Consider the following 23881-nt stretch of genomic DNA (forward strand, 5'->3'; position numbering starts at 1 on the left):
GCCCGGCGCTGGCGCAGCCGCATCCGACTTCCGGCGGCCGATCTCCGTGTGGTGTCCGGTCAGCGGGGAGGCGCGGTGATCTGTACGCGGTGGCCGCCATCGTCGGAGACGAAGGACGCCAGTTCCCGCCCGTGTTCGGCGACGGTGGTGTGCTCGGCTCGGGAGAATCGGCGCAGCGGGGTGACGATCACAGCGTCCCGCTCGACGGTCCATGTCGCGGCGACTCGGCCGTCGACCAGAACGACGCGCGCGCCGGCGACCGAGAGGCGCCGGTGGATATCGTCGATGATCCGGCCGCGATGGTGGTAGCCGAGGATCGCGTTGTCGAACGCGGGCAGGAACCGCACCGGGGCGGGTGTGTCAGGGTCGGGGCGTGGCGCGTCGGGGAGGTCGAGCAGCTCGCGGCCCCGTTGGTCACGGAAGGTCACCAGTTCCTCGCGTATCGCGGCCACTGCGGCGGGCAGTCCGGCCAGACCGCACCAGGCACGCAGGTCGGCCGAGGTCGCGGGGCCGAACGCGGCCAGGTAGCGCCGGACCAGTGCTTCGCCGACCGGATCGGTGCCCTCCGGAGGCGGCGGGTCGATCTCGCTGCCCAGCCACACTGACAGCGGCCGGTAGCGTGCTCCCGCTTTCGTGCGCCACAGCCCGCGCGGCGGCAGCTGCGCCACCGGGACGAGGGCGGCGATCAGCATTTCGCCCAGCGCCCGCGGTCCCGGCGTCGGCCAGCGTTCAGCGAGCGCCCGCGCGAGTTCGGTCATCGAGCGGGGCTCGCCGTCGGCCATCACCGCCCGGCCCGCCGCCGCGAGCTCGTCGAGGTTGATCCCGGAGAGCTCGTGGCGGTAGTTCCCGAGTACTCGCTGGCGCAGCATGGTGTCGTGGCGGGCCCGCCAGGCCAGCGCGTCGTTGGCGGTGAGCAGGTGGACGGTGCGGCGCATAAGGTGGGTCCGCACCACGCGCCGACTGGTCAGCAGGTCCGAGAGCGCCGCAGGGTCGAACGCGCGCAGCCGCGACCAGAGCCCGACGAACGGTTCCTGCGGTTCCTGCGCTTGCAGGCCGCACAGGTGCGCGACGGCATCGAGGACAGGCAGGTCGGCGCGATCGAGCAGCAACTGCCGGGCCAGCGTCGCGCGGTTGAGCGCCCGGATGTCCAGCACGGTCACCAGGTCAGCCCACCGCGCGTTCGTCGGCCGATCGACGGCGTAGCGCCGCGTGTTCGATGGTCGGTGGCACGTAGGACACATCGAGCGGGCTGATGTCCGTGCCGGGCGTCACGATTCGGTCGATCCGGTCGAGGACCTCGTCGTCCAGGGTGACCGCGGCGCCAGCCAGGAGATCGTCGAGGTGCGCCATAGTGCGGGGGCCGATGATGGCCGAGGTGACGCCGGGGTGGGCGATGGTGAAGGCCATCGCCAGGTGGGTCAGCGCCAGGCCGGCCTCCTTTGCCAGGGGAAGGAGTTGCTCGACAGCGTCGAGTTTGCGCTCGTCGGTCAGGTGCCGGGGCACCCAGTTCATCCGCGCGTTCCGCGGCGGAGGCTGGCCCTTGCGGTAGCGGCCGGTGAGCAGGCCCATCGCCAGCGGGCTCCACACCAGCACGCCCATGCCGTAGCGCTGGCAGGTAGGCAGGACCTCGCGCTCGATGCCGCGGTTGAGAATGGAATAGGTGGGCTGCTCGGTGCGGAAGCGCTGCAGTCCGCGCCGCTCGGCGACCCACTGCGCCTCGACGATCTCCGAGGCCGGGAGGTTGGAGGTGCCAATGACGCGCACCTTGCCGCTGCGCACGAGATCGGTCAGCGCGGAGAGCGTCTCCTCGACGTCGGTCCGCGGGTCGGGGTGGTGGATCTGGTAAAGGTCGATGCGATCGGTCCGCAGGCGCCGCAGCGAGTGCTCGACCTCGGTGACGATCCAGCGCCGCGAGCTGCCGCGCCGGTTGGGGTCGTCCCCCATCGAGCCGTTGACCTTGGTGGCCAGCACGACGTCGTCGCGTCGGCCTTTCAGCGCCGCGCCCACGATCTCTTCGGACATGCCGTGGGGGCCGTACACGTCGGCGGTGTCGATGAAGTTGATGCCCGAGTCGAGCGCGCGGTGGATTATCCGGACGCAGTCGTCATGGTCGGGGTTCCCGGCCTGTCCGAACATCATGGTGCCCAAGCAGTAGGGGCTGACCTGGATTCCGGTGCGGCCAAGGGGACGCGTCTGCACTGTTGTTCCCTTCGATGATCTGGTGACGTGCGGGTCGCCCCGCGAGATGCAGCAGATGGGCGGGAGAGCGGAGGTCAGCGCCACTCCCGCCCATCATGCGGGCTCACCCGTTGTATTCGCTCACGACGTCCAGCACCCAGACGACGCCGAAGCGGTCCTTCAGCATCCCGTAGGCGGGCGCCCAGCCCGCCGGGCCCATCGGGATCACGATGATCGCCTCGTCGGACAGCTTCTCCCAGTAGCCAGCGATCTCCTCCACGGTCTCGCCGCGTACGGAGACGAAGACAGAGTTCTCGCCCTGGTCGTAGGCCATCCGGGAGGGAACGTCGTAGGCCATGACGTGGAAGCCGTCCTCGGCGAGCACCTGGCCCCACATCACCTGGTCGGCCTCGGACTCGTCCTGGACGGCACCGGCGTCCTTGTAGGTGACGGCGGCGAGATCGCCACCGAAAACGGACTGGTAGAACTCCAGCGCCGCCCGGGCATCGCCGCGGAAGTTCAGGTGCGTCGTGGTCTTGATGGACATGCTTGATTCCTTACCTTCGGATTGATTGTTTTCCAGGCGTTGTCGGCCGGAGTGCAGCTGTCACCGATGAGGTCCTCACGCGTCTCCCTGCGCGAGGCTCGTTGTCGTCTGCACGCGACAACAGTCGCAGGGGAAGCGGCCAGGTTGTGGCCGCTTCTCCGGGTAATCTTCGGAGTTATGCCGAAGACTTCAGCGCGACTGCTGGCGTTGCTCTCGCTACTGCAGGCGCGTCGGGACTGGCCGGGGCAGTTGCTGGCTCAGCGGCTGGACATCAGCCCACGCACCGTGCGCCGCGACGTCGACCGGCTGTGCGAGCTCGGGTACCTCATCGCGGCCGTCAAGGGCCCCGACGGCGGGTACCGGCTGGGTGCCGGCACTGAGCCGGCCGCCATTGCTGTTCGACGACGAGCAGGCCGTCGCTCTGGCCGTCGCACTCCAGATCGCCACCACCACCGGTGCGGATATCAAGGAAGCGGCGGCGCGTGCGCTGACCACCGTCCGGCAGGTTGTGCCCGCACGGCTGCGCCGCCGGATCGACACCCGCCAGCTCGCCGCCATCCAGCCTTCACGACCTTGTCGGACCAGCGACTTACGATCGAGCTCGAGCCCGCACCGATTAATCCGCGTCGCCCGCGACGTCGATAGGGGTGAGCACCGAACTCGAGGAGGATCGCGTGGACCTACCGGTTATGCCACCTGTCCGGCCGATGCTGGCGAAAACGGCACCCTCGGTGCCGCGCGAGCCGGGACTGAGTTATGAACCGAAATGGGACGGGTTTCGCTGTGTCGTGTTCCGCGACGGCGACGAAGTGGAACTCGGTTCACGCAACGACCGGCCGCTCACCCGCTATTTCCCCGAGGTCGCCGAACTGCTGAAGGCGGCGCTGCCGGATAAATGCGTGGTGGATGGCGAAATCGTGGTGGTCACCGATGAGGGACTCGATTTCGACACCCTGCAGAACCGGCTGCATCCGGCGGCTTCGCGCGTCAACAAACTGGCCGAGGAAACACCGGCCAGCTTCGTCGCCTTCGATCTGCTCGCCCTCGGCGATAAGGATCTGACCGGCGAACCGTTCGCCGAACGCAGGCGGCTGCTGGAGACCATTCTCGACACCGAACTCGCCCGGGTGCACCTGACCCCGATCACCCAGGATCCCGATGTCGCCGAGGACTGGTTCACCCGCTTCGAGGGCGCTGGGTTCGACGGCGTCATGGTCAAGGCAGACGATCTGGCCTATCTGCAGGACAAGCGGGTGATGCTCAAGGTCAAGCACGAACGCACCGCGGACTGTGTGGTGGCCGGTTTCCGCTGGCACAAGGACGGCGAGGGCGTCGGATCGCTGCTGCTCGGGTTGTTCGACGACGAGGGCAATATGCACCATGTCGGGGTGGCCAGCAGTTTCACGGCAGCCAAACGCAAGTCGCTGGTGGAAGAGCTGAAACCATTGCGGGACAACGCATTGGAGAACCATCCGTGGCGCGAGTGGGCGGATGCGGCGGCCCAGGCCAAAGCCGATGGCAAAATGCCCGGCGGGGTGAGCCGGTGGACCGGCGGCAAGGATCTGTCCTGGGAGGCCCTGCGGCCGGAATTGGTCGCCGAGGTGCGCTACGAACATGTGCAGTCCGGCCGATTGCGCCACGGCGGCAGGCTGGTTCGTTTCCGGTCCGACCGCACCCCGGAATCGTGTACCTACGCGCAGCTCGATGAGGTCGCACCGGCCGAGTTGAGTGCCATCTTCAGCGAAGCCAGGGGGAAATGATGGGTGAGTCGGTCGATATCGAGGTGGACGGCAGATCCGTCGCCATCAGCAATCCCGGCAAGGTCTATTTCACCAAGCACGGGGAGACGAAACTCGATCTCGTCCAGTACTACCAGGCCGTTGCCGAGCCGTTCTTGAAGGTTGTGCGTGATCGGCCGTTGCTGCTGGAGCGGTATCCCGATGGGGCGTCCGGTAAGTCGTGGTTCCAGAAGCGGGTGCCGAAATCCGCGCCGGACTGGCTGCACACCGTCGAGGTCGCCACACCCAACGGCACCACCAGCGACGCCCTCGTCGCACACGATCTCGCGCACATTCTGTGGGCAGTCAACCAGGGCTGCCTCGGCTTCCATGTCTGGCCCAATCACGTCGACGACTTGAATATCGCCGATGAACTGCGTATCGATCTGGATCCCTCCCCCGGCATCGTCTTCGACGATCTGAAGCACGCCGCGGTGCTCACTCGCGAGCTGTTCACCGAACTCGGCATCGATTCCCGCATCAAGACCTCCGGCTCACGCGGACTGCACATTTACGTTGCGCTGGAACCGAGATGGGATGGTTATCAGGTGCGCGCCGCCGCGGTCGCGCTGGCCAGGGAGTTGGAGCGGCGGCATCCGGACCGGATCACCGCGCAGTGGTGGAAGGAGGAACGTGGCACCCGCGTCTTCGTCGACTTCAACCAGAACGCCCCGCATAAGACGGTTTTCGGTGCATGGTGTGTGCGACCGAAGGTCGGCGCGCAGGTGTCGACCCCGATCGCCTGGTCCGATCTGGACACCATCGTCCCCGAGGAATTGACCATTGCCACCGTCCCCGCGCGGCTGGCCGAATTCGGTGACCCATGGGCGGACCGACCGGCCCAATCCATCGAACCGCTGCTGAAAATGTCGGAGCGGGATATGGCCTCGGGCCTCATGGACGCACCCTGGCCGCCGCAATATCCGAAGATGCCCAATGAGCCGCCGCGGGTGCAGCCCAGCCGGGCCAAGAAGGCGGATCCGCAAGATTAGCTACCGCAACGCTATTCGGTCCACAGCACCCACACCTTGCTCTCACACGTGAGTGCGCGCCCGTCCGCGGTGCGGGCACTCTTCGTCGAACCATCGCATTTGGAGCCGGCCTCTGCGACGGTGCCCCCGATAGTGTAGGGACCGTTCCACTGGTAGACACCGCCGCTGGCCAGGCATAGCAGGGTGGAGCCGTCCGCCCCGGTGCCGATGCGCCCAGGCTCGGTGCACACCGCGCCCTTCTTCGGAGCCACCGTCGGCGCGGCGGTCGTGGTGACCGGAGGTGCGACCGTCGGCGCCACCGTCGGCTGTGGGACGGCGGTCTGGGCGATCGTCGAGGGCAACGCAACGCTCGACACGGTTGGGGTTCGGTTCGCCCCGGACAGCGCGTCGGCGAAGTTACCGCCGGACAACACCACATACCCCGCGATGGCGACCACTTCCACCACACCGAGCAGCAGCGCGCACACTGCCATCGTCTTGCCGCGCGGATGACTGAAGGCGATGAAGCCGAATACGATCGCGACCGGGAACAGACCGAGCAGGGCGGCCACCAAAGCGACGATCGCATACGGATTGACGATGGGCGGGACCTCGACCCGTAGTCGACCGGCCCGGCGGCTCCGGTTCGGCGGCTCGGCCTCGGGCCAGCGGTCGGTGGGGTCCGAGTCCGGCCACCGGCCGACCGGTCCCATCTCCTGCTCGTATTCCTCCGGCTGCTGCGCCTCCGGCCAGCGCTCGCGCTCACGGTTATCCGTCCGTGCCATCCAGGTCCCTCTTCCACACCACCAAACCGCGCAGGAACCTCGAACTGCCCGGACCCGCCCCGATACCGACAAAGGATAGGGGCCAACGACCGCAACATCATCCGAAACGGCCGATCAATCGTCATCAAACCGTAATCGCGAACGCCGCCATGTCAAACCGGACTGTCCTTCGCATCGGGAGTCCGGATACGGCACGACCCCACCCGACGGTCGGAGTAACAAACCGGCAAACAGCTCTCGCGGATCGAGGCCGGGAGGTAGATCCTGGTTACAGCAGGGAACGACCGACCCATGCGGTGACTTCAGTGCAGGAGGATCCATGCCCCGCGAACCCGATCCGACAGGAAACCGAGCCCGGCCGTGGCATTCACACGCGGGAGATCTACTCGGTGACGATTACAACATTCCCGGCATCATTCTGTGCGCGCTCGGCGTCGTCGCCATGGCGTGCACGCTCACCGCAGCCGGCTCCGGCTTCACCGGGTGGATGCAGATCGGCGCGATAGCGACGGCGGGTTTGTGGATCGCGGGTATCGGCGCGCTGCTGGTGGAACATCGCCGGGAGCATGTCATCGAATTGAAGTACGGACGGCACGGACACGCGCCGGGACATGTGCGGCCGGTGCGCTACAGCGCCACCGAGCGCAAGATCGCAGCGGGTCCAAGCAAGTCCGAGTTGACGAGATAGCTCTTGCTAGCGCCCGGGGTCCACCTTCGGCATCGTCTCGGTCATCAGCGTCATCAGCAGGTCCGCCAGTAAGACGTGCACCTGCTCGCGGGTGAGCGTGCCGCGGGTGATCCATTCCCGGCCCGCGACTTTTACCAGACCACCGAATGCGCGGACCATGGCGCGCAACTCAGCACTGTGCGCAGATGCCGCGCGCCCGACCATCACCAGCATCCGCTCGGCGGCCGCATCGTCGGCCTGGTCCAAGATGTGTTGTACCTCGGGATCGTCGCCGACCCCCTCGTGGCTGGTCACCTTGACCCAGGTGCTGCCGTGTTCGGAGATCACATCCAACAGCCAGTGCACACTCGCGTCGACGCGCTCGCGGTCGGTCCCGGTCGGCGCGACCATATCGTCGAGGCGCGGCAGGGTAACCATCCGGCGCACCACCGCGAGATACAGGTCGCGCTTATTGCCGAAGTAGTGGTTGATCAGACCACGCGCGACCCCGGCGCGCTGAGCGAGTTCCGCGGTGGACACCGCCGCGTACGGCCGCTCGCCGAACATGTCGATCGCGCATTCGAGGATCTGCGCACGACGTTCGTCCGGTTCCAGCCTGCGTCTGCGCGGCTGCGCCTCGGCGATCTCAGAGTGACCTGGCAATGAGATCCTTCATCACCTCGTTGCTGCCCGCGAGGATGCGCAGCACGCGGGCACCGGTGTAGAGCTGGGAAATCGGATACTCCGTCATGTAGCCGTAGCCGCCGAACAGTTGCAGGCAGCGATCGACCACAATACCGAGTTGATCGGTGAGCCAGTACTTCGACATTGCAGCAGTGGGAATATCCAATTCGCCGCGCAGATGCTTCACGATGCAGTCGTCCAGGAAGATCCGGCTCACCTTGGCGATGGTCGCGCATTCGGCCATCTCGAATTTGGTGTTCTGCATCGCGAACAGCGGCTTGCCGAAGGCCTCGCGTCCCTTGGTGTAGTCGACGGTCAGCCGCACGGCCTTTTCCATCATGGCGACGGCGATGATGCCGGTTACCAATCGCTCCTGGGCCAGCAGCTGCATCATCTGATAGAAGCCCTGACCTTCGGCCTCGCCGAGCAGATTCGATGCGGGCACACGCAGCCCGTCGAAGAACAGTTCCGCGGTGTCCTGGGCCTTACCGCCGATCTTGTCGAGGATGCGTCCGCGTTCGAAGCCGGGAGTATCGGCACCGACCTCGGCAAAGATCAGTGAGACGCCCGCAGCACCCTTGGTCGGGTCGGTCTTGGCGGCGATGATGATGCCGTCACAGAGCCAGCCGTTGGTGATGAAGATCTTCGAGCCGGTGATGACGTACTCATCGCCCTCGCGGACCGCGCGGGTCTTGATGTTCTGCAGGTCCGAGCCGGTGCCCGGTTCGGTCATGCCGATGGACAGCACCATTTCACCGGTCGCGGCCTTGGGCAGCACCCGCTGCTTGAGGTCCTCGGTGCCGAAGTTGTGGATATAGGGCGCGATGATCGAGGTGTGCACGGCCATGCCCATCGAGCCGTCACCGGCGAACGCCTGTTCCTCGATGATGGCGGCCTCATGTGCGAAGGTGCCGCCGCCACCGCCGTATTCGGTCGGGATCGCGGTGCACAACAGACCGAGTTCACCGGCCCGGTTGTACAGCGCACGGTCGGGATGCCCCTGAGCGACGAACTTCTCCTCGTGCGGGACGACCTCCTTCTCGAAGAAGGTTCTCGCTAGTTCCCGGACCGCCTCGACTTCGTCGTCACTCCATGCGGCGCGTGCCATCGCATAAATCCTTTGCTCATGCGCGCAGGCCTCCGCGCCCGCGTCTCGTCATCAGAGTCGCGCACTATTGGCATGATGTCAACAAAGCGCTCACGCAGCGGGTCGAGGCAGGTTATGGGGGTGCAATGCAGATCAGCCGGTCGGCCGCGCGCCTGGTTCAGACAACTTGGTGGATGAGCAGTCGGACCGTCCCGAAAACCACGAAGTCGGGGCAATCCCTCACGCGCGCTTCGAACACGTTGAGGCACAAGGCATAACAAACAAATGGCCCCCAGCTGTAACTGAGGGCCGGACAACCCGAAGGCTGCTGGTGCTATTCAGCCCAGATGCCGCGGACGTGGCCGATGTGGCGGCGGATCAGTTGTTCCGCCGCTTCCGCGTCGCCCTGTTCGATGAGATTCAGGATTTCCATGTGCTCGTGAGCGGAGTGAATGAGCTCACCGCGTTCGGCGAGTGGGCGGACGCCGTAGAGGCGGGAGCGGGCGCGCAGCGAGCGCACCGTTTCGACCAACTCGTTGTTGCCCGCGAGGCTGAGGAGGCGGCAATGGAATTCGGTGTCGATGGAGATGTAGGTGATGAAGTCGTGTTCGGCCGCGGCCTTTTCGATGCCGAGGGCCAGGGTGTGCAGTTCGGCGAGCTGCTGGGGATCGATGCCGGCGTCGGCGACCTTGCGTACGGTCGGGACCTCGATGAGCAGGCGGACCTCGACGAGGTTGTCCAGCTCCTGTTCGGATGGCTCACGAATGCGAAAGCCCTTGTTGCGCAGGGTTTCGACCAATCCCTCCTTGGCCAGGTCGATCATTGCTTCGCGGACCGGAGTCGCGGACACGCCGAACTGCTCGGCCAGTCCAGGGGCCGAGTAGACGACGTCTGGGCGCAACTCGCCGGTGATGACCGCCCCGCGCAGCTTCTCGATGATCTCGTCGCGCATGCTCTTCCGGGGGAGGAACGACGTCAGTGTTGAGACCGGTATATCGGTGGCGGACATCATTGCCTTCTTGTTGCGTGGGGGTGGATGAACGGCGAGCACGGGATCAGCCCGTGTGATCTGGTCAGTTGCCATAGTACAAGCGAAGTGGTCGGTGACATATCACATACCGCGCGTGCCCCCGGGGACAGACCAGATCGCCGCGCGGTCGCGCATACCATCGAGCATTGCCCGTTCTTCGACGGTAAGGACAGGCGCCAGAAGCGATCTCGGTTCGTCTCTGATAACCATGCGGCGCGCGACGAACGCTCAGCCTCACCTCAGGATGAAGCCGGGAACCAGCGAGTCGCGCGGGTCCACGACAAAGCGGCTGTCTCCCAACTTGTGCGCCGTGCCCACGACCTCAGGCACGAGCGCGTCGTGGCCGTCGGCCTGGACCCGTGCCACGGCCCGAGCACGAAACCTGCTGCCGACGATGGAGTCGTGCACCAGGACCTCACCGTCGGCGAGACGTCCCTGGCTGGTCAGATGCGCGACCCTGGCCGCGGTGCCGGACCCGCACGGGGACCGATCGACCTCACCGTCGGAGAACACCACGACGTTGCGCTGGTGCAGCGCACCCTCGGCACTGAGTCCCTCGAACGGCTGGGAGGCGGTCGCGTCGTCGGGGTCGACGTCCTCGGTGAACATCGTTGCGTAGACACCGGATAGGCGCGGGTCGCTCGGGTGCTCCGCCGCGCGGGCGGCGTTGAGGCCATCCCGGATCTGGCGACCGGTCCGAATCAGGTCGGGCAGGTCTGCGGGGTGAACAGCCAGGCCGAGGTCCGCGGCGGACACCACGGCGTACATCGCACCGCCGAAGGCGATGTCGCACGTGACGCGGCCACGGTCGGTCTCGACGTCGACACCGGTGGAGTGCACCCAGCTCGGGACGTTGACGAACGAGACGTGGGCGATCTCGCCTGCCTCGAAGGCAACGCGGGCGGTGACCCGCCCGGAGGGGACGTCGATCCGTACGTCGCGGGTGCCCTGCTCGAGTCGCGGCACGAGGCCGGACTCGACGGCCCACACACCCAGCGCGATCGTGCCGTGGCCGCACGCGGTGGAGAAGCCGTCCTTGTGCCAGAAGAGCACCCCGAGATCGGCGCCCTCGTCGTCGGGCTCGGTGACGAAGCCGCCGTACATGTCTGCGTGCCCGCGTGGCTCGCTGCACAGGAGCGCGCGGGCATACTGCACCTCCGGGCTGGCGATCCCCCGGACCCGCTTGTCCGCCACGGTGGCGCCCTCGAGCCGGACCGCTCCGTGGGCGACGATCCGGAACGGCTCACCGCCGGTGTGGTAGTCCACCGTCTCGAAGCTGAACGACATCTCAGGCGCCAAGGTAGGCCTCCACTACTCGGGGATTGGTCCGCAACTCCTCCGCGGACCCCTCGAGGCTGGTCACGCCGGCCTCGAGTACGTAGCCGCGGGTGGCCACGGTGAGCGCGGACCGGGCGTTCTGCTCGATGAGGAGTACGGCGGTGCCTCGCTGGTTGATGGTTCGCACGACCTGCATGATCTGGGCGACCATGAGGGGGGCGAGTCCCATGGACGGCTCGTCGAGCATGAGCAGGCGCGGCGCAGCGATCATCGCGCGCCCCATCGCCAGCATCTGCTGCTCACCACCGGACAGGGTGCCGCCGTGCTGGTTGCGGCGGTCGCGCAGCCGCGGTAGCAGCTCGTACACCTCCTGGATCCGCTCCTCGATCGCCTTGCTGTCACGGACGGTGTATCCACCGATGAGCAGGTTCTCGTGGACGCTGAGCCGAGGGAAGATCCGCCGGCCTTCGGGCACGTGGACTATGCCCATCTCGACGAGCTCCCAGGGCTTGGCTGCGGTGATCTCCTTGCCGAACGCCCTGATCCGTCCCGACTTCGCGCGCACCAGACCGGAGATCGTGGAGACGGTGGTCGACTTGCCGGCGCCGTTGTTGCCGAGCAGCGACACCGTCTCGCCTTCACCGACCGTCAGCGACAGACCGCGCAGCGCCTCGACCCGTCCATAGTTGACCACGAGGTCCTCGACCTCGAGGACAGGGGTAACTGTGCTCACGACTCGCCCTTCTCGCTTGGTGCCGCGGTGTGATCGCTGAAAATCTCCTCGTCGGTGGCGGCGGCCACCGCTTCGGCCTCGGCGTCGTCGGTGCCCAGATAGGCCTCGACGACCTTGGGGTCGGTGCGGATCTGGTGGGGTGTACCGTCCGCGATCTCCTTGCCGTAGTTGAGGACGACGATGCGTTCGGAGACCTCCATGACCAGGCCCATGTCGTGCTCGATGAGCACGACCGCGGTCCCGAGGTCGCCGATGCGGCGCAGTAGGGCGAGGAGCTCCTCCTTCTCGTTGTGGTTCAGGCCGGCCGCGGGCTCGTCGAGCAGGAGCATCTTCGGTTCCCGGGCCAGGGCCCGGGCGATCTCGACGCGGCGCTGCTCGCCGTACGGCAGGTTGCGCACTTCGTGGACCCGGCTCCCGCGCGCTCCGACGAAGTCGAGCCAGCGGTGCGCCTCGTCGGTCGCGGTTTGCTCGCTGCGGTGGTACCGGGGGGTGTGCAGGACGGCGTCGAAGGCGTTCTGCCGGATCCGCACATGCATCCCCGCGCGCACGTTGTCCAGGACGCTGAGCTCGCCGAACAGGCGCAGGTTCTGGAACGTGCGGGCGACCCCACGCGCGGCGATGACCGCGGGACGTTTGCCGGTGATGTCGCTGCCGTCGAAGGTGACGTGCCCGGCCGACGGCTTGTAGAAGCCGGTAATGCAGTTGAAGGCGCTGGTCTTGCCGGCACCGTTCGGGCCGATTACCGAGAGGACCTCCCCTTCGTGCACGTCGAAGGTCAGGCCGTTGACGGCAGTGACTCCGCCGAAGGCCACTGTCATGTCGCGGACTTGGAGCAGCCTCGTGGCCGACGAGCCGTTCCTTGCCACCTCGCCGTGTGTCGCGGTCACGGTGCGACCTCCTTTGCTGCCGTGCGGGCTCGTCGCTTCTCGATCCGCGACGGCTTTTCGTCGCCCCGGTGCGGCCAGATGCCCTGCGGGCGGAACAGCATCACGATGATGAGCAGGACGCCGAAGACGAGATAGCGCCAGTTCTCCGCTCCGCGTAGCAGCTCGGGGAGCAGGGAGATGACGAGCGCGCCGACGACGACGCCGGGCGTTGAGCCCATCCCGCCGAGGACCACCGCCATGAGAATCAGCGCCGACCAGAGGAAGTTGAAGCTAGTTGGCGAGATCGCCGTCTGGTGCACCGCGAAGAGCACACCGGCGATCCCGCCGAAGATCGCTCCGGTGATGTACGCCGCGAACTTCACCCGGTAGGTGTGGATGCCCATCGCCTCCGCGGCGTCCTCGTCCTCGCGCACGAACCGCCAGGCCCGGCCCAGCCGCCCCTTGCCGAGCCGCGCGGAAGCCAACACCGCTGCTGCAACGACAGCGACGACGATCCAGTACGTCGTGATGTCAGAACGCAGGCCGAAGTCGCCGAAGTCCGGGATACCGAAGATCCCGTTCGGGCCGCCCGTGACATCGAGGTTGTTCGCGGTGATCCGGATGATCTCGCCGAATCCGAGGGTGACGATGGCGAGGTAGTCACTGCGCAGTCGCAAGGTCGGGCCGCCGATCACCACCCCGCCGATGACGGCCGCGATCACGACGACTGGGATCGTGAGGAGAATGGGCCACCCCAGCGACGTGGTGAGGATGCCGGATGTGTAGGCGCCGATCGCGAAGAAGGCGGCGAAGCCCAGGTCGAGCAGACCGCAGTAGCCCACGACGATATTCAGGCCGACGGCGAGCATCACGAAGATGAGCGCGTCCGTTGCGATCCGGATGCTGTAAGACGAGGAGTCGACGAACGGCAGTGCAACGGCAAGGGCCATCACGACCCAGCCGAACAGCGGGTGGCTGATCGCGCGGCTTACCGGCGTAACACGGCCAGCTGCATCGGCCGGCGCGAGGCCGGAGCCCACGTGACCGACCGTGGAGTTGCCGGCCCCGTCGACGGCTTGCACGAATCCGGAGGGGGCGTCGGAGACCCCGTCTCGGGCCGGGATCGAGTTATCGTTGCTCATCAGACCCGCTCCGTCACTCTCTCGCCGAGCAGACCGGTGGGTCGGACGGTCAGGAACAGGATCAGGAAGCCGAAGGCGAAGACGTCTCGCCACTCACTGCCGAGCGCAGCGGTTCCGAAGGATTCGAGCAGCCCGAGAACGACAGCGCCGAGAACGGCGCCCCGCAGGTTGCCGATGCCGCCGATCACCGCGGCGGTGAACGCCTTGAGGCCGATGATGAAGCCCATGAGGAAGTCCACCTTCCCGTAATACGCGCCGGCCATGACTCCGGCCGCACCGGCCAGCGCCGAGCCGATGAAGAAGGTGCGCGAGATGACGCGGTCGACGTTGATGCCCATCAGCAGGCAGGCTTTCGGATCCTGCGAGATCGCGCGCATCGCGCGACCCGCCCGGGTCCTGTTGACGAGCTGGTCGAGGGCGATCATGAGGCCGACGGCGATCACCATCATGGCGAGCTGGGCGTAGGTCACCCGGGCGCCCAGCACGGAGATGGCACCGTTGCCGAAGCCGACCGGATAGACACGCGGGTTCGGGCCGAACCCGACGGCGATGCCGTACTCCAGCGCGAAGCTGGCGCCGACCGCAGTGATCAGCACCGACAATCGCGGTGCTCCGCGCAGCGGCCGGTAGGCGACCCGCTCGAGGACGAGCCCCGCGGTGCCGGTGACCAGCATTGCCACCACCATGATCAGGACTAGTACGAAGATCGAGGCGCCCGCGCCGAGCGAGCCGGCTGCCACGGTCAGCAGCGCATAGCCCGCGAAGGCGCCGAGCATGTAGATGTCACCGTGGGCGAAGTTCAGCAGTTTGATGATGCCGTAGACCATCGAGTAGCCGAGTGCGACGAGGGCGTAGAACGAGCCGATGAACAGGCCGTTCAGGATTAGTTGGATGAGGTAGGGCAGGTCCATGGCACTCCTAGATGCCGGGAGCCGGCTGGGCCAGCAGGAGCGGATGATGCGGCTGGCTCGCGGGCGCCGACCATGCGGCTGGCGCCCGCGAGCCGAGGGTCACTTGTTGAGCGCGAAGGTGTTGCCCTGGACCACGAGGATGCCGAAGCCGCCCTCGCTGAGGGTGTGCTCCGGGGTGAACTTGAGCTTGCCACTGAAGATCGGGAACCCGTCGATCTTCTCCAACGCGGCGACGATGTCGCCGCCCTTGGTCGAGTTGGCCTTCTTGATCGCCTCGGCTGCCACGCGCACGGCGTCGTACGACTGCGTCGAGTAGGGCCCAGGGTCGGCCTTGAAGGCGGCCTTGTAGTCGGCGATCCACTTCTCGCCACCAGCAATCGTTTGCGGTGTCTGCGTCATGGTCGCCAGCACGCCCTGGGCGTTGGCGGCACCGGCGATGGAGATCATCTGCTCGTCGACGGATCCGTCCGCGACCATGATCTTGCCGGTGTAACCCGCCGCGCGAAGCTGCTTGATGAGCAGCCCGCCCTCTTGGTAGTAGCCGGTCCAGTACACGAAGTCCGGCTTCGCGTTGAGGATCGAGGTCACCGCAGCGGAGTAGTCCGACTCGCCAGCGGTCACCGACTCGTGGTCCACGATCTTGACCGATCCCGCTGCCCCGAGTTTCTCCCCAGTGCGGGTGCTGATGTCCTTGGAGTACGACGTGTTGTCGTCTGCCAGCGCGACGGCCTTGGCGCCGGAGGACTTGATGTAATCGACCGCCGCTTGGGCCTGCTGGGCACCGGTGCCGTTGAGCAGGAAGACATTCGACAGCTTGCTCTTGACCAGGTCGTTGGAGTTCGCGGCCGGGATGATCATCGGGACGTCGGCCTTGTTGAAGATCGAGAGTGTCGGCAGGGTCGCCGACGAGCAGTAGCCGCCGACTGACACGGTCACGCCCTCCGTGACGAGCTTGGCGGCCGCCGACGCTGCTGTCCTCGGGTCACACGCATCGTCCTCGGGGACGAGCTCGAGCTTGCGGCCGAGCACACCGCCGGCGGCGTTTATCTCGTCGATCGCGAGCTGCGCGCCGTTCTTCATGTACGGCCCGATCGCGGCGCTGCTGCCACTCAGCGGCGCCGCCATGCCCAGCCGGATGTCGCCCTTTCCGCCGTCACCTCCGCCGCCCGCCGCCAGACCGCCCCCGCCACAGGCAGACAGGGTCAAGGTCAGAGCGACTGCCGCCGTGGCGCCGATCCACGTTTTACGAATCATCTGTATCTCCACTCCTGGTCAACGCCTCAGGCGTCAGGTCCGCGCTAAGCCACTGCGGTGTGACTCTGCTGGAACCGAGGCCTAGCGTAGAGACCGAAATCAGCTAGTGCAATAGCACATTGCATAAAGTTCTCGCAGGAGGCAGACTGAAGCCGGCGACCCGGAGGCTCGCCGACCAAGCCTCTTGCGAATCGCAGTGCAATATCACATTCTATTCGTGCTCATCCTTGATTCAGGAGACTTCACAACATGACCATCTCGAAAGAGCACCCCTGGCGCGGCCTCTACACCGCGACCGCACTGCCGTTCAACGACGACCTCAGCGTCGACTACGACGGCTACGCCAGGCACGTCTCATGGCTGGCCGCCAACGGCACCGACGGCGTGTGCCCGTCCGGCTCGCTGGGCGAGTACCAGACGCTGACCCCCGAAGAGCGCGCCCGCGTGGTCGAGGTTGCGGTGCAGGCCTCGCCCGAAGGGTTCGGCGTGATGCCCGGTGTGGCGGCGTATGGCTCGAGGGAGACCGTCCGCTGGATCGAGCAGGCGGCCGAGGCCGGCGCCCAGTCGGTGCTGATGCTTCCGCCGAATATCTACCGTGCGGACCGTCAGTCGGTGCTCAACCACTATCGCGAGGCTGCCAAGGTCGGGCTTGCGATCGTGGCGTACAACAACCCTTACGACACCAAGGTCGACCTGACCCCGGACCTGCTGGCCGAACTCCACTCGGAGGGTCTGATCAAGGCGGTCAAGGAGTTCTCCGGTGACGCTCGCCGCGCCTACGAGATCCGGGAGCTGGCGCCGGATCTGGACATCCTCATCGGCTCCGACGACGTCGTGGTCGAGCTCGGCCTGGCCGGCGCGGTCGGCTGGATCGCGGGCTACCCCAACGCGATTCCCGAGGCCACCGCCAAGCTGTACCGGCTGGCAACCTCTGGCAACGTCGAGGACCTGAAGGCGGCCATGCCGCTCTACCGCGACCTGCACTCCCTGCTGCGGTGGGACTCGAAGACCGAGTTCGTCCAGGCGATCAAGCTGTCGATGGACATCGCCGGCCGCAAGGGCGGTCAGTGCCGCCCGCCGCGCAGCCCATTGACCGCTGAGCAGGCCGAGGCGATACGCCGCGATACCGAGGCCGCTCTGGCCAAGGGCTACCGCTGATCGTAGTTGGGCGTGTCTGTCGATCCCATGTAGTAGCCGGCCGGCATTGAGAGACACGCCCTCGGCGAGCAGCCCGGGATCACCGTCGAACGATCCCGTGTTGCTGATGAGGGGCGAGAGCCTCGGAGAGGAAGAGATCATGATGGCACCCAGTGGGCAGTCCACTGACGCAGGTGGTCGTTCGACTGGTCTGACCCACCTCAGCGCAGTCGCCATCGCGGACCTCGTCGACGGACCCGGTGCGGTCCGCGTCCTCACCGAGGCTCTCGTATCAGGGCGCGTCGATCCCGAACAGGACAGCCCGAGGCTCTTCGCTCCCGCCGGGCCGGGCGCCGAGTTCCTGATGATGCCCAGCGCTACCGGCGGCGCGTCAGGGGTCAAGGTCCTCACCCTCGCGCCGGGCAACCCCAAGGACGGACACCCGAATGTCCAAGGCGTCTACGTCTTGTTCGAAACCGAGCACCACGCGCCACTGGCGGTTCTCGACGCTGCGGAGCTGACACTGGTGCGCACCCCGGCCACTACGGTGATGGCCGCGCAAAACCTCATCGCCGCCCGCCGCGGCGTAGATCCTGGATCCGCGGTTCGCGCACAGCGGGTCGTGGTCTTCGGCACCGGCCCGCAGGCTGAGCGCCACATCGCGTACCTCAACGCCGTCCTGCACCCTGACGACATCGCCGTCGTGGGACGCCGCCCTGAGGGGGTAGACCCGCTCGTTGCACGGTCGGCCGCTCTCGGCGCTCCTGTCCGACCCGCCGACGCCGCGCGGGACCTGTCGCGGGCGGACCTCATTGTCTGTGCCACGTCCTCCCGCACTCCCCTCCTCGACGCCGGCGACGTACCCGCCGATGCCGTGGTCTGCGCGATCGGCGTACACGGCCCCGACAAGCGCGAACTCCCCGCGGAGCTGGTGCTCAATGCCGACATCGTGGTGGAGAGCCGTGCCGCGGCGATGCGTGAGTCGGGCAACCTGCTCCTTGCCCGGCCGGCCACCGAGTGGGTCGCGGACGCCGAGCGAGGATGCCCGCTGGCCAACCTGGCCGAACTGGTGACCGGCCGCTTCACCCCGTCGCCCGGTCGCCCGGCGGTCTTCTCCGGAGTGGGCATGGCCTGGGAAGACCTGGTCGTGGCGCAGCACGCCTACGACCGCTACCGGCAACGCGCGTGACGCACCAAAATCTCTGTCCACGTTGGAGGAATGATGTATGACACCCGCACCGACCGCATCGACCATATCGTCCTCGGTGCGCAACGGGCCGCAACGCAGTGGTCCAGCCGAACCCGCACCGAGCGCGCCGCAGTGCTGCGGGCCGTTGCGGACCGGCTCGATGGTGCCGCCGACATCCTGGTCCCGCTCGCCATCCGGGAAACGCGCCTCACCGAGCAACGGCTCCGCGGCGAGCTGGCCCGTACGACGTTCCAGCTGAGGCTGTTCGCCGAGACGGTGAACGAGGGCGGCTACCTGGACGCGCGCGTGGACCACGCGGATCCGGACTGGCCGATGGGGTCGCGTCCGGACCTGCGGCGTACCCGCGTCCCCTACGGCCCGGTGGTAGTGTTCGCCGCCTCCAACTTCCCCTTCGCGTTCTCCGTGGCCGGCGGCGACACCGCTTCTGCCCTCGCTGCCGGATGCTCCGTGATCGTGAAGGCACATCCAGGCCATGTCGGCCTCTCCGCCGCGACTGCGCAGGTGGTGACGGCGGCGTTCAACGAGCTCGGCGCACCGAGCGGACTCCTGCAGATCGTCTACGGCCAAGAGGCCGGGGTCGTCGTGCTGACGCACCCGCAGGTGAAGGCTGCGGCGTTCACCGGCTCCATCCCTGGCGGGCGAGCGCTGTTCGACCTGGCGTCGTCGCGCCCGGAGCCGATCCCGTTCTACGGCGAGCTCGGGTCGGTGAACCCGGTATTCGTCACTGCCGCCGCGGACGCCGACCGCGGCGTGGACATCGCCGCCGGGCTGGTCGGGTCCTTCACGCTGGGCGCGGGCCAGTTCTGCACCAAGCCGGGCGTGGTCCTCGCACCCGTCGACTCCCACTTGTTGGCATCGTTGCGCGCCGGCGCGCTGCCGTCGGCCGCGCCGCTGCTCAACGACAAGATCACGGGCGGCTACCTGAGTGGCCAGCAGCGGCTGCGCCGGCATCCCGCTGTCACCGTGGTGGCCGAGGGGGAGGATCCGCTCAACGACCCGCCCGCTCCGACCGTCCTGTCCACCTCGGTGCAGGACCTGTTGGCCGACCCGGAAGCGCTGCTGGCCGAGTGTTTCGGCCCGACCGTCCTGATCGTCGAGTACGCCGACGAGCAGCAGCTGGTCGAGGTCGCGGAGCAGTTGGAGGGACAGCTCACCGCGACCCTGGTGGCGAACGAGGACGACCAGATCGTTGGGCGGCTGACGACCATCCTGGCCTCGAAGGCCGGCCGATTGCTGTGGAACCAGTGGCCCACGGGCGTCTCGGTGACCTATGCCCAGCAGCACGGAGGCCCTTACCCGGCAACCACCGCTGCCGGGACCACCTCGGTCGGCACCGCCGCCATCGATCGGTTCACCAGGCCGGTGGCCTATCAAGGATTCCCCGACTTCCTGCTTCCGAGCGAGCTGCGCGACGATGCCGACGTACCGCGCAGAGTTGACGGGAAGCTGACCTGATCCGCACAGCTGGAGCATCCGAGAAAGGGCAACATGAGGACAACACGCATCATTCACGCTGTGGACTCACACACCGAGGGCATGCCCACGCGCGTCATCACCGGCGGCGTCGGAGTCTTCCCCGGTGCCACGATGGCGGAGCGCCGCCGATGGTTCATCGACAACAACGACGAGCTGCGCACGCTGTTGATGTTCGAGCCGCGGGGCCACGCCTCCATGTCCGGATCGATCCTCCAGCCCCCCACCCGGCCTGATGCCGACTACGGCGTGCTCTTCATCGAGGTCTCGGGGCTCCTTCCGATGTGTGGCCACGGCACCATCGGTACGGCGACTGTGCTGGTCGAGACCGGTATGGTCCCCGTCGTCGAGCCGGTGACCACGATCCGCCTCGACACCCCGGCCGGTCTCGTCGTCGCCGAGGTCGCCGTACGAGACGGGCACGCGGAATCGGTCACCATCACGAACGTGCCGTCGTTCAGCCTCGCTCTGGACCAGGTCGTCAAGGTCGAGGGGTACGGCGACGTCCGCTACGACATCGCGTTCGGGGGCAACTTCTACGCGATCGTCGACCTCGACGACCTCGAGCTGCCGTTCGACAGGGCGGCGAAGCAGCGCCTGATCGACGCGGGTCTGGCCATCATGGATGCGATCAACGAGCAGGCCAGGCCGGTGCACCCTGAGCGCTCGGACATCAACGGGTGCCACCACGTGTACCTGAAGGCGCCGGGTGCCACCGCCCAGCACTCCCGGCATGCCATGGCGATCTACCCCGGTTGGTTCGACCGGTCGCCCTGCGGCACCGGCACCAGTGCCCGGATGGCGCAACTGCACGCGCGAGGCGAGCTCGACCTCCACACCGACTTCGTCAACGAGTCGTTCATCGGGTCCACGTTCGTCGGCCGGCTCGTCGAGGAGGTCGAGCTTCCGGGCACCGAGGACGGCGAGACGATCCGTGCCGTCGTACCCACCATCACCGGACGAGCATGGGTCACCGGCACCGCGCAGTACATGCTCGATCCCACCGACCCATTCCCTGCGGGGTTCCTGCTGTGACGCACTTTCCGGGGCCTCCCGGGAGGGTGGCATGAGCGATCACCTGCCCAAGGGCGCAGAAGTCGTGGTGATCGGTGCGGGAGCGGTCGGCGCGGCCTGCGCGTACTTCCTGGCGCGGGAAGGCTTCCGCGTGCAGGTGCTCGAGCAGGGCCAGGTTGCGTCGGGGACCAGTAGCGCGTGTGAGGGCAACCTGCTGGTGTCGGACAAGGAGGCCGGCCACGAGCTGGACCTGGCTCTGTACTCGCACTCGGTGTGGCACGACGACCTGGCCGAGTTCGGTCAGCTATGGGAGTTCGAGTCCAAGGGCGGCTTCGTTGTCGCGTCGAGCCCCGAGGGCGCTGACGCGCTACGGGAACTCGGCGCCCGTCAGCGCCTGGCAGGCATCGAGACCGTGGATGTCGACGCAGCCGACATCCACCAGTACGAGCCGAACATCCGCAACGGCCTGGCGGCAGCGGCGTACTACCCGCAAGACGCCCAAGTGCAGCCCATGCTTCTCACCGCCCACCTGCTGCGGCTGGCACGAGGCATGGGGGCCGTCATGTCCACAGGTATCGAAGTCACCGGGATCGAGCACCGTGACCTGGGTGGCGAACGACGGGTCAACGCCGTCCGCACCAGTCGAGGAACGATCGCCTGCGACCACGTGGTGAACGCCGCCGGCACCTGGGCGAGCGAGATCGCGGCGATGGCTGGGGTCGACGTACCTGTCCTGCCCCGGCGTGGCTTCGTGCTCGTGACCGAGCCGCTGCCGCCCACGATCAACCACAAGGTGTACTCCGGCGATTATGTCGCCTCGACGCTCTCCTCGGACGAAGGCCTGCAGACCTCTACCGTGATCGAGGGAACGCAGGCCGGGACCATCCTGATCGGGTCCTCGCGGGAGCGGGTCGGATTCGACCGCACCGTGTCGTTGCCGGCTCTGCGCGAGATCGCGGCCAAGGCAATGGCGTTGTTCCCCTCGCTGGCCCGGGTCCGCATCATGCGCACCTACATGGGGTTCCGGCCGTACTGCCCCGACCATCTGCCCGTGATCGGCCACGACTCCCGCCTCACCGGGATGTGGCACGCGACCGGGCACGAAGGCGCCGGCATAGGGCTGTCGGTCGGCACCGCGAAGCTGCTGACTCAAGCGATGGCCGGCGAGTCGCCCGACCTGGACCTCTCCCCCTTCGCCCCCGCACGCTTCTCGGCAGGTGACCACGCATGACAAGACATCCGAAACCCCAGGCCGGTTCGCGGACAGTCGAGGGCGGCGGCACGTCCGTCGTACACCTCACTTTCGACGGCCAGGAGCTCCTCGCCCATCCCGGCCAGACCGTAGGTGCGGCACTCATCGACGCCGGGATCCAGTCCTGGCGCACCACCCGGAAGAACGGCCGCCCCCGAGGCCTCTTCTGTGGCATCGGGATCTGCTACGACTGTCTGATCACCATCGACGGCGCACCCGACCAGCGCGCCTGCCTCGTCCCCGTCTGCGAAGGCATGCAGCTGAGCACGACCGCTGCGCCGGTCGGTGCGGCAACTGACGGTCCCAACGACGGAGGGACCAAGCGATGAGCACCAACCCGACCCCTTCCGGACAAACGGTCGGCGCGTTTGACGTAGCCGTCGTCGGTGCCGGCCCAGCCGGCCTGGCGGCCGCCGCAGCTGCGGCGGACCGGGGCAAGACCGTCGTGCTGGTGGACGCTGGTGTCCAGATCGGTGGCCAGTACTGGCGTCATCCGGACGAGCGCGCCCCACGTGGGCCTGAGTCGGAAGGCCATCACGACTGGAAGCTGTTCACCGAGCTTCGCGAGAAGCTGCGCCGGCACCGGGAGATGGGCGCGGTGGTTCACCTTCCCAATACCCAGGTTTGGTTCGTGGAACCCACGGCGCCGGCCGACGCCGATAACCAGGAAGGGGGCTGGACCCTCCACCTCACTCCGACGGTCGTGGGCGTCGACACCGAGGCGACGCCCGGACTGGTCGTCGCCACCAGGCTGATTCTCTGTCCAGGTGGGTACGACCGCCAGCTGCCCGTCCCCGGTTGGGACCTCCCTGGAGTCATGGCTGCCGGCGGCGTACAAGCCCTGTTGAAGGGACACCGCACACTCGCCGGCCAGCGCGCTGTAGTCGCGGGAACCGGCCCCTTCCTCCTTCCGGTCGCCAAGCAGCTCGCCGATGCCGGAGCGACAGTCGTGGCCGTGTGCGAGGCCAATGCCCTGACCGGATGGGCGCGCCACGCCCGCGCCGTGGCAGCCCTTCCTGCCAAGGTCGCCGAGGGTGCGGAGTACGCCCTGGCGCTGGCCCGCCACCGGATCCCGTACCGGACTCGCACCGCGGTGACTCGCATCGACGCCGATCCCACCGGCACCAAGGCGGTCCAACTGGCCAAGCTCGATGATGCGGGGCGGGTTGTCGGCCCCACGACGACCGTTGACGTAGACCTGGTCGCCCTGGGCTGGGGCTTCACCCCTTCGATGGAGCTCATCACCGCGGTGGGCGCCCAAACCAGGATCGACATCGACCAGTCTCTCGTCGCCGTCGTCGACGACTCGCAGCGCAGCACCACGCCAGGGGTGTACGTCGCCGGTGAGGCAACCGGCGTCGGCGGGGCGCTGCTTGCGGTAGCCGAGGGTGAACTGGCCGGGATCGCGGCGGCCGACGCGCTCGAGGTCCACGCCATGCATATTCGTCGACTGCGTGCGCGCATCCAGCGCCTCCGTGTCTTCGCCGCCGCCATGCACCAGGCGCACCCGGTCCCGGCACGCTGGCACGAGTGGCTGACCCCGGACACCACGATCTGCCGGTGCGAGGAGGTCAGCTTCGACAGCGTCTGTCGGGCCCGCGACGAGCTCGGCGCCACCGACGTACGGACCGTCAAAATGATGGCGCGGCCAGGAATGGGCTGGTGTCAGGGCCGCGTGTGTGGGTTCGCCACAGCCGAGCTGGCCGCTGCCGCCGAGGACCGGCCCCTCACCGTGGAGGATCTGCGACCGCTGGCCAAGCAGACCCTCTGCGCCCCTATCGCCTTGGAACTTCTAGCTCAGGTCACCTCGAAATCCACCGACAAGGCCCCTTGATGAAGTGAGGAAAGGCTGTCGTTGGTCGAACGCGTTGCGCCCCGACCGCT

General features: G+C 67.2%; 23 protein-coding genes and 1 pseudogene. 11 read left to right on the forward strand and 13 right to left on the reverse strand.

All coding sequences use genetic code 11. From position 1 onward, the window contains the following. Nucleotides 1-59: 59 nt before the first annotated feature. From ACQP1G_RS27250 to ACQP1G_RS27260, 3 genes are all read right to left on the reverse strand, one after another. Nucleotides 60-1160 carry a winged helix DNA-binding domain-containing protein gene (locus ACQP1G_RS27250; protein ID WP_433192405.1) on the reverse strand — a complete coding sequence of 367 codons (1101 nt, stop codon included), beginning with the start codon at nucleotides 1158-1160 and terminating at the stop codon, nucleotides 60-62. Nucleotides 1161-1164: 4 nt separating this feature from the next. Continuing rightward, entirely contained in the window at nucleotides 1165-2199 is a 1035-nt protein-coding gene (locus ACQP1G_RS27255) for an aldo/keto reductase (RefSeq protein WP_433208848.1), read from the reverse strand. Between the two features lie 103 nt (nucleotides 2200-2302). Beyond that, a complete protein-coding gene (locus ACQP1G_RS27260; protein ID WP_433192406.1) occupies nucleotides 2303-2725 on the reverse strand; it encodes a VOC family protein in 423 nt (140 codons plus the stop codon). Nucleotides 2726-2902: 177 nt separating this feature from the next. On the opposite strand from ACQP1G_RS27260, the pseudogene ACQP1G_RS27265 reads away from it, so the two are divergent. From ACQP1G_RS27265 to ligD, 3 genes and pseudogenes are all read left to right on the forward strand, one after another. Further along, nucleotides 2903-3296: pseudogene (locus ACQP1G_RS27265) on the forward strand (helix-turn-helix transcriptional regulator); the annotation flags it as partial. Between the two features lie 103 nt (nucleotides 3297-3399). Continuing rightward, nucleotides 3400-4485 carry an ATP-dependent DNA ligase gene (locus ACQP1G_RS27270; RefSeq protein WP_433192407.1) on the forward strand — a complete coding sequence of 362 codons (1086 nt, stop codon included), beginning with the start codon at nucleotides 3400-3402 and terminating at the stop codon, nucleotides 4483-4485. Then, nucleotides 4485-5495, forward strand: coding sequence for a non-homologous end-joining DNA ligase (gene ligD / locus ACQP1G_RS27275; protein WP_433208851.1), 1011 nt, complete (start codon nucleotides 4485-4487; stop codon nucleotides 5493-5495). Before ACQP1G_RS27270 ends, ligD begins: the two co-directional genes overlap by 1 nt. A gap of 11 nt (nucleotides 5496-5506) precedes the next feature. Here ligD and ACQP1G_RS27280 read toward each other — a convergent pair whose 3' ends face one another. Beyond that, the gene (locus ACQP1G_RS27280; RefSeq protein ID WP_433192408.1) at nucleotides 5507-6259 is read right to left on the reverse strand and encodes a DUF4190 domain-containing protein; all 753 of its coding nucleotides are present in this window, start codon (nucleotides 6257-6259) and stop codon (nucleotides 5507-5509) included. Nucleotides 6260-6578: 319 nt separating this feature from the next. Between ACQP1G_RS27280 and ACQP1G_RS27285 the strand changes: the two genes are divergently transcribed. Continuing rightward, a complete protein-coding gene (locus tag ACQP1G_RS27285) occupies nucleotides 6579-6947 on the forward strand; it encodes a hypothetical protein (protein WP_433192409.1) in 369 nt (122 codons plus the stop codon). A gap of 6 nt (nucleotides 6948-6953) precedes the next feature. Here ACQP1G_RS27285 and ACQP1G_RS27290 read toward each other — a convergent pair whose 3' ends face one another. The 9 genes from ACQP1G_RS27290 to ACQP1G_RS27330 form a co-directional block, all read right to left on the reverse strand. Beyond that, nucleotides 6954-7589, reverse strand: coding sequence for a TetR/AcrR family transcriptional regulator (locus ACQP1G_RS27290; RefSeq protein ID WP_433192410.1), 636 nt, complete (start codon nucleotides 7587-7589; stop codon nucleotides 6954-6956). Next, nucleotides 7573-8718 (reverse strand): acyl-CoA dehydrogenase family protein, encoded by a 1146-nt coding sequence (locus ACQP1G_RS27295; RefSeq protein ID WP_433192411.1) that lies wholly within the window; start codon nucleotides 8716-8718, stop codon nucleotides 7573-7575. Before ACQP1G_RS27295 ends, ACQP1G_RS27290 begins: the two co-directional genes overlap by 17 nt. A 313-nt stretch (nucleotides 8719-9031) precedes the next feature. Further along, a complete protein-coding gene (locus ACQP1G_RS27300) occupies nucleotides 9032-9781 on the reverse strand; it encodes a GntR family transcriptional regulator (RefSeq protein ID WP_433192412.1) in 750 nt (249 codons plus the stop codon). A 180-nt stretch (nucleotides 9782-9961) separates the two neighbouring features. Further along, nucleotides 9962-11014, reverse strand: coding sequence for a proline racemase family protein (locus ACQP1G_RS27305; RefSeq protein ID WP_433192413.1), 1053 nt, complete (start codon nucleotides 11012-11014; stop codon nucleotides 9962-9964). 1 nt (nucleotide 11015) lies between these two features. Then, nucleotides 11016-11738, reverse strand: coding sequence for an ABC transporter ATP-binding protein (locus ACQP1G_RS27310; RefSeq protein WP_433192414.1), 723 nt, complete (start codon nucleotides 11736-11738; stop codon nucleotides 11016-11018). Then, nucleotides 11735-12625, reverse strand: coding sequence for an ABC transporter ATP-binding protein (locus ACQP1G_RS27315; RefSeq protein ID WP_433192415.1), 891 nt, complete (start codon nucleotides 12623-12625; stop codon nucleotides 11735-11737). Before ACQP1G_RS27315 ends, ACQP1G_RS27310 begins: the two co-directional genes overlap by 4 nt. Then, on the reverse strand, nucleotides 12622-13644 hold the full coding sequence (locus tag ACQP1G_RS27320) for a branched-chain amino acid ABC transporter permease (protein ID WP_433192416.1): 1023 nt from the start codon (nucleotides 13642-13644) through the stop codon (nucleotides 12622-12624). Before ACQP1G_RS27320 ends, ACQP1G_RS27315 begins: the two co-directional genes overlap by 4 nt. Nucleotides 13645-13745: 101 nt before the next feature. Next, the gene (locus ACQP1G_RS27325) at nucleotides 13746-14657 is read right to left on the reverse strand and encodes a branched-chain amino acid ABC transporter permease (RefSeq protein ID WP_433192417.1); all 912 of its coding nucleotides are present in this window, start codon (nucleotides 14655-14657) and stop codon (nucleotides 13746-13748) included. A 99-nt stretch (nucleotides 14658-14756) separates the two neighbouring features. Continuing rightward, nucleotides 14757-15923: a branched-chain amino acid ABC transporter substrate-binding protein gene (locus ACQP1G_RS27330; protein ID WP_433192418.1), complete on the reverse strand. Its 1167-nt coding sequence runs from the start codon at nucleotides 15921-15923 to the stop codon at nucleotides 14757-14759. Between the two features lie 237 nt (nucleotides 15924-16160). Between ACQP1G_RS27330 and ACQP1G_RS27335 the strand changes: the two genes are divergently transcribed. From ACQP1G_RS27335 to ACQP1G_RS27365, 7 genes are all read left to right on the forward strand, one after another. Beyond that, complete coding sequence (locus ACQP1G_RS27335) at nucleotides 16161-17069, forward strand: dihydrodipicolinate synthase family protein (RefSeq protein ID WP_433192419.1); 909 nt, start codon at nucleotides 16161-16163, stop codon at nucleotides 17067-17069. Nucleotides 17070-17208: 139 nt separating this feature from the next. Continuing rightward, the gene (locus ACQP1G_RS27340; RefSeq protein ID WP_433192420.1) at nucleotides 17209-18237 is read left to right on the forward strand and encodes an ornithine cyclodeaminase family protein; all 1029 of its coding nucleotides are present in this window, start codon (nucleotides 17209-17211) and stop codon (nucleotides 18235-18237) included. Nucleotides 18238-18267: 30 nt separating this feature from the next. Then, the gene (locus ACQP1G_RS27345) at nucleotides 18268-19713 is read left to right on the forward strand and encodes an aldehyde dehydrogenase (NADP(+)) (RefSeq protein ID WP_433192421.1); all 1446 of its coding nucleotides are present in this window, start codon (nucleotides 18268-18270) and stop codon (nucleotides 19711-19713) included. Nucleotides 19714-19773: 60 nt separating this feature from the next. Continuing rightward, nucleotides 19774-20766: a proline racemase family protein gene (locus ACQP1G_RS27350; protein ID WP_433192422.1), complete on the forward strand. Its 993-nt coding sequence runs from the start codon at nucleotides 19774-19776 to the stop codon at nucleotides 20764-20766. 31 nt (nucleotides 20767-20797) lie between these two features. After that, nucleotides 20798-21976 carry an NAD(P)/FAD-dependent oxidoreductase gene (locus ACQP1G_RS27355; RefSeq protein ID WP_433192423.1) on the forward strand — a complete coding sequence of 393 codons (1179 nt, stop codon included), beginning with the start codon at nucleotides 20798-20800 and terminating at the stop codon, nucleotides 21974-21976. Then, nucleotides 21973-22326: a (2Fe-2S)-binding protein gene (locus ACQP1G_RS27360; RefSeq protein ID WP_433192424.1), complete on the forward strand. Its 354-nt coding sequence runs from the start codon at nucleotides 21973-21975 to the stop codon at nucleotides 22324-22326. Before ACQP1G_RS27355 ends, ACQP1G_RS27360 begins: the two co-directional genes overlap by 4 nt. Then, on the forward strand, nucleotides 22323-23831 hold the full coding sequence (locus ACQP1G_RS27365; protein WP_433192425.1) for an FAD-dependent oxidoreductase: 1509 nt from the start codon (nucleotides 22323-22325) through the stop codon (nucleotides 23829-23831). The genes ACQP1G_RS27360 and ACQP1G_RS27365 overlap by 4 nt, the downstream gene beginning before the upstream one ends. Nucleotides 23832-23881 lie beyond the last annotated feature (50 nt).

The sequence above is a fragment of the Nocardia sp. CA-107356 genome, from assembly GCF_050946365.1.
Lineage (GTDB): Bacteria > Actinomycetota > Actinomycetes > Mycobacteriales > Mycobacteriaceae > Nocardia.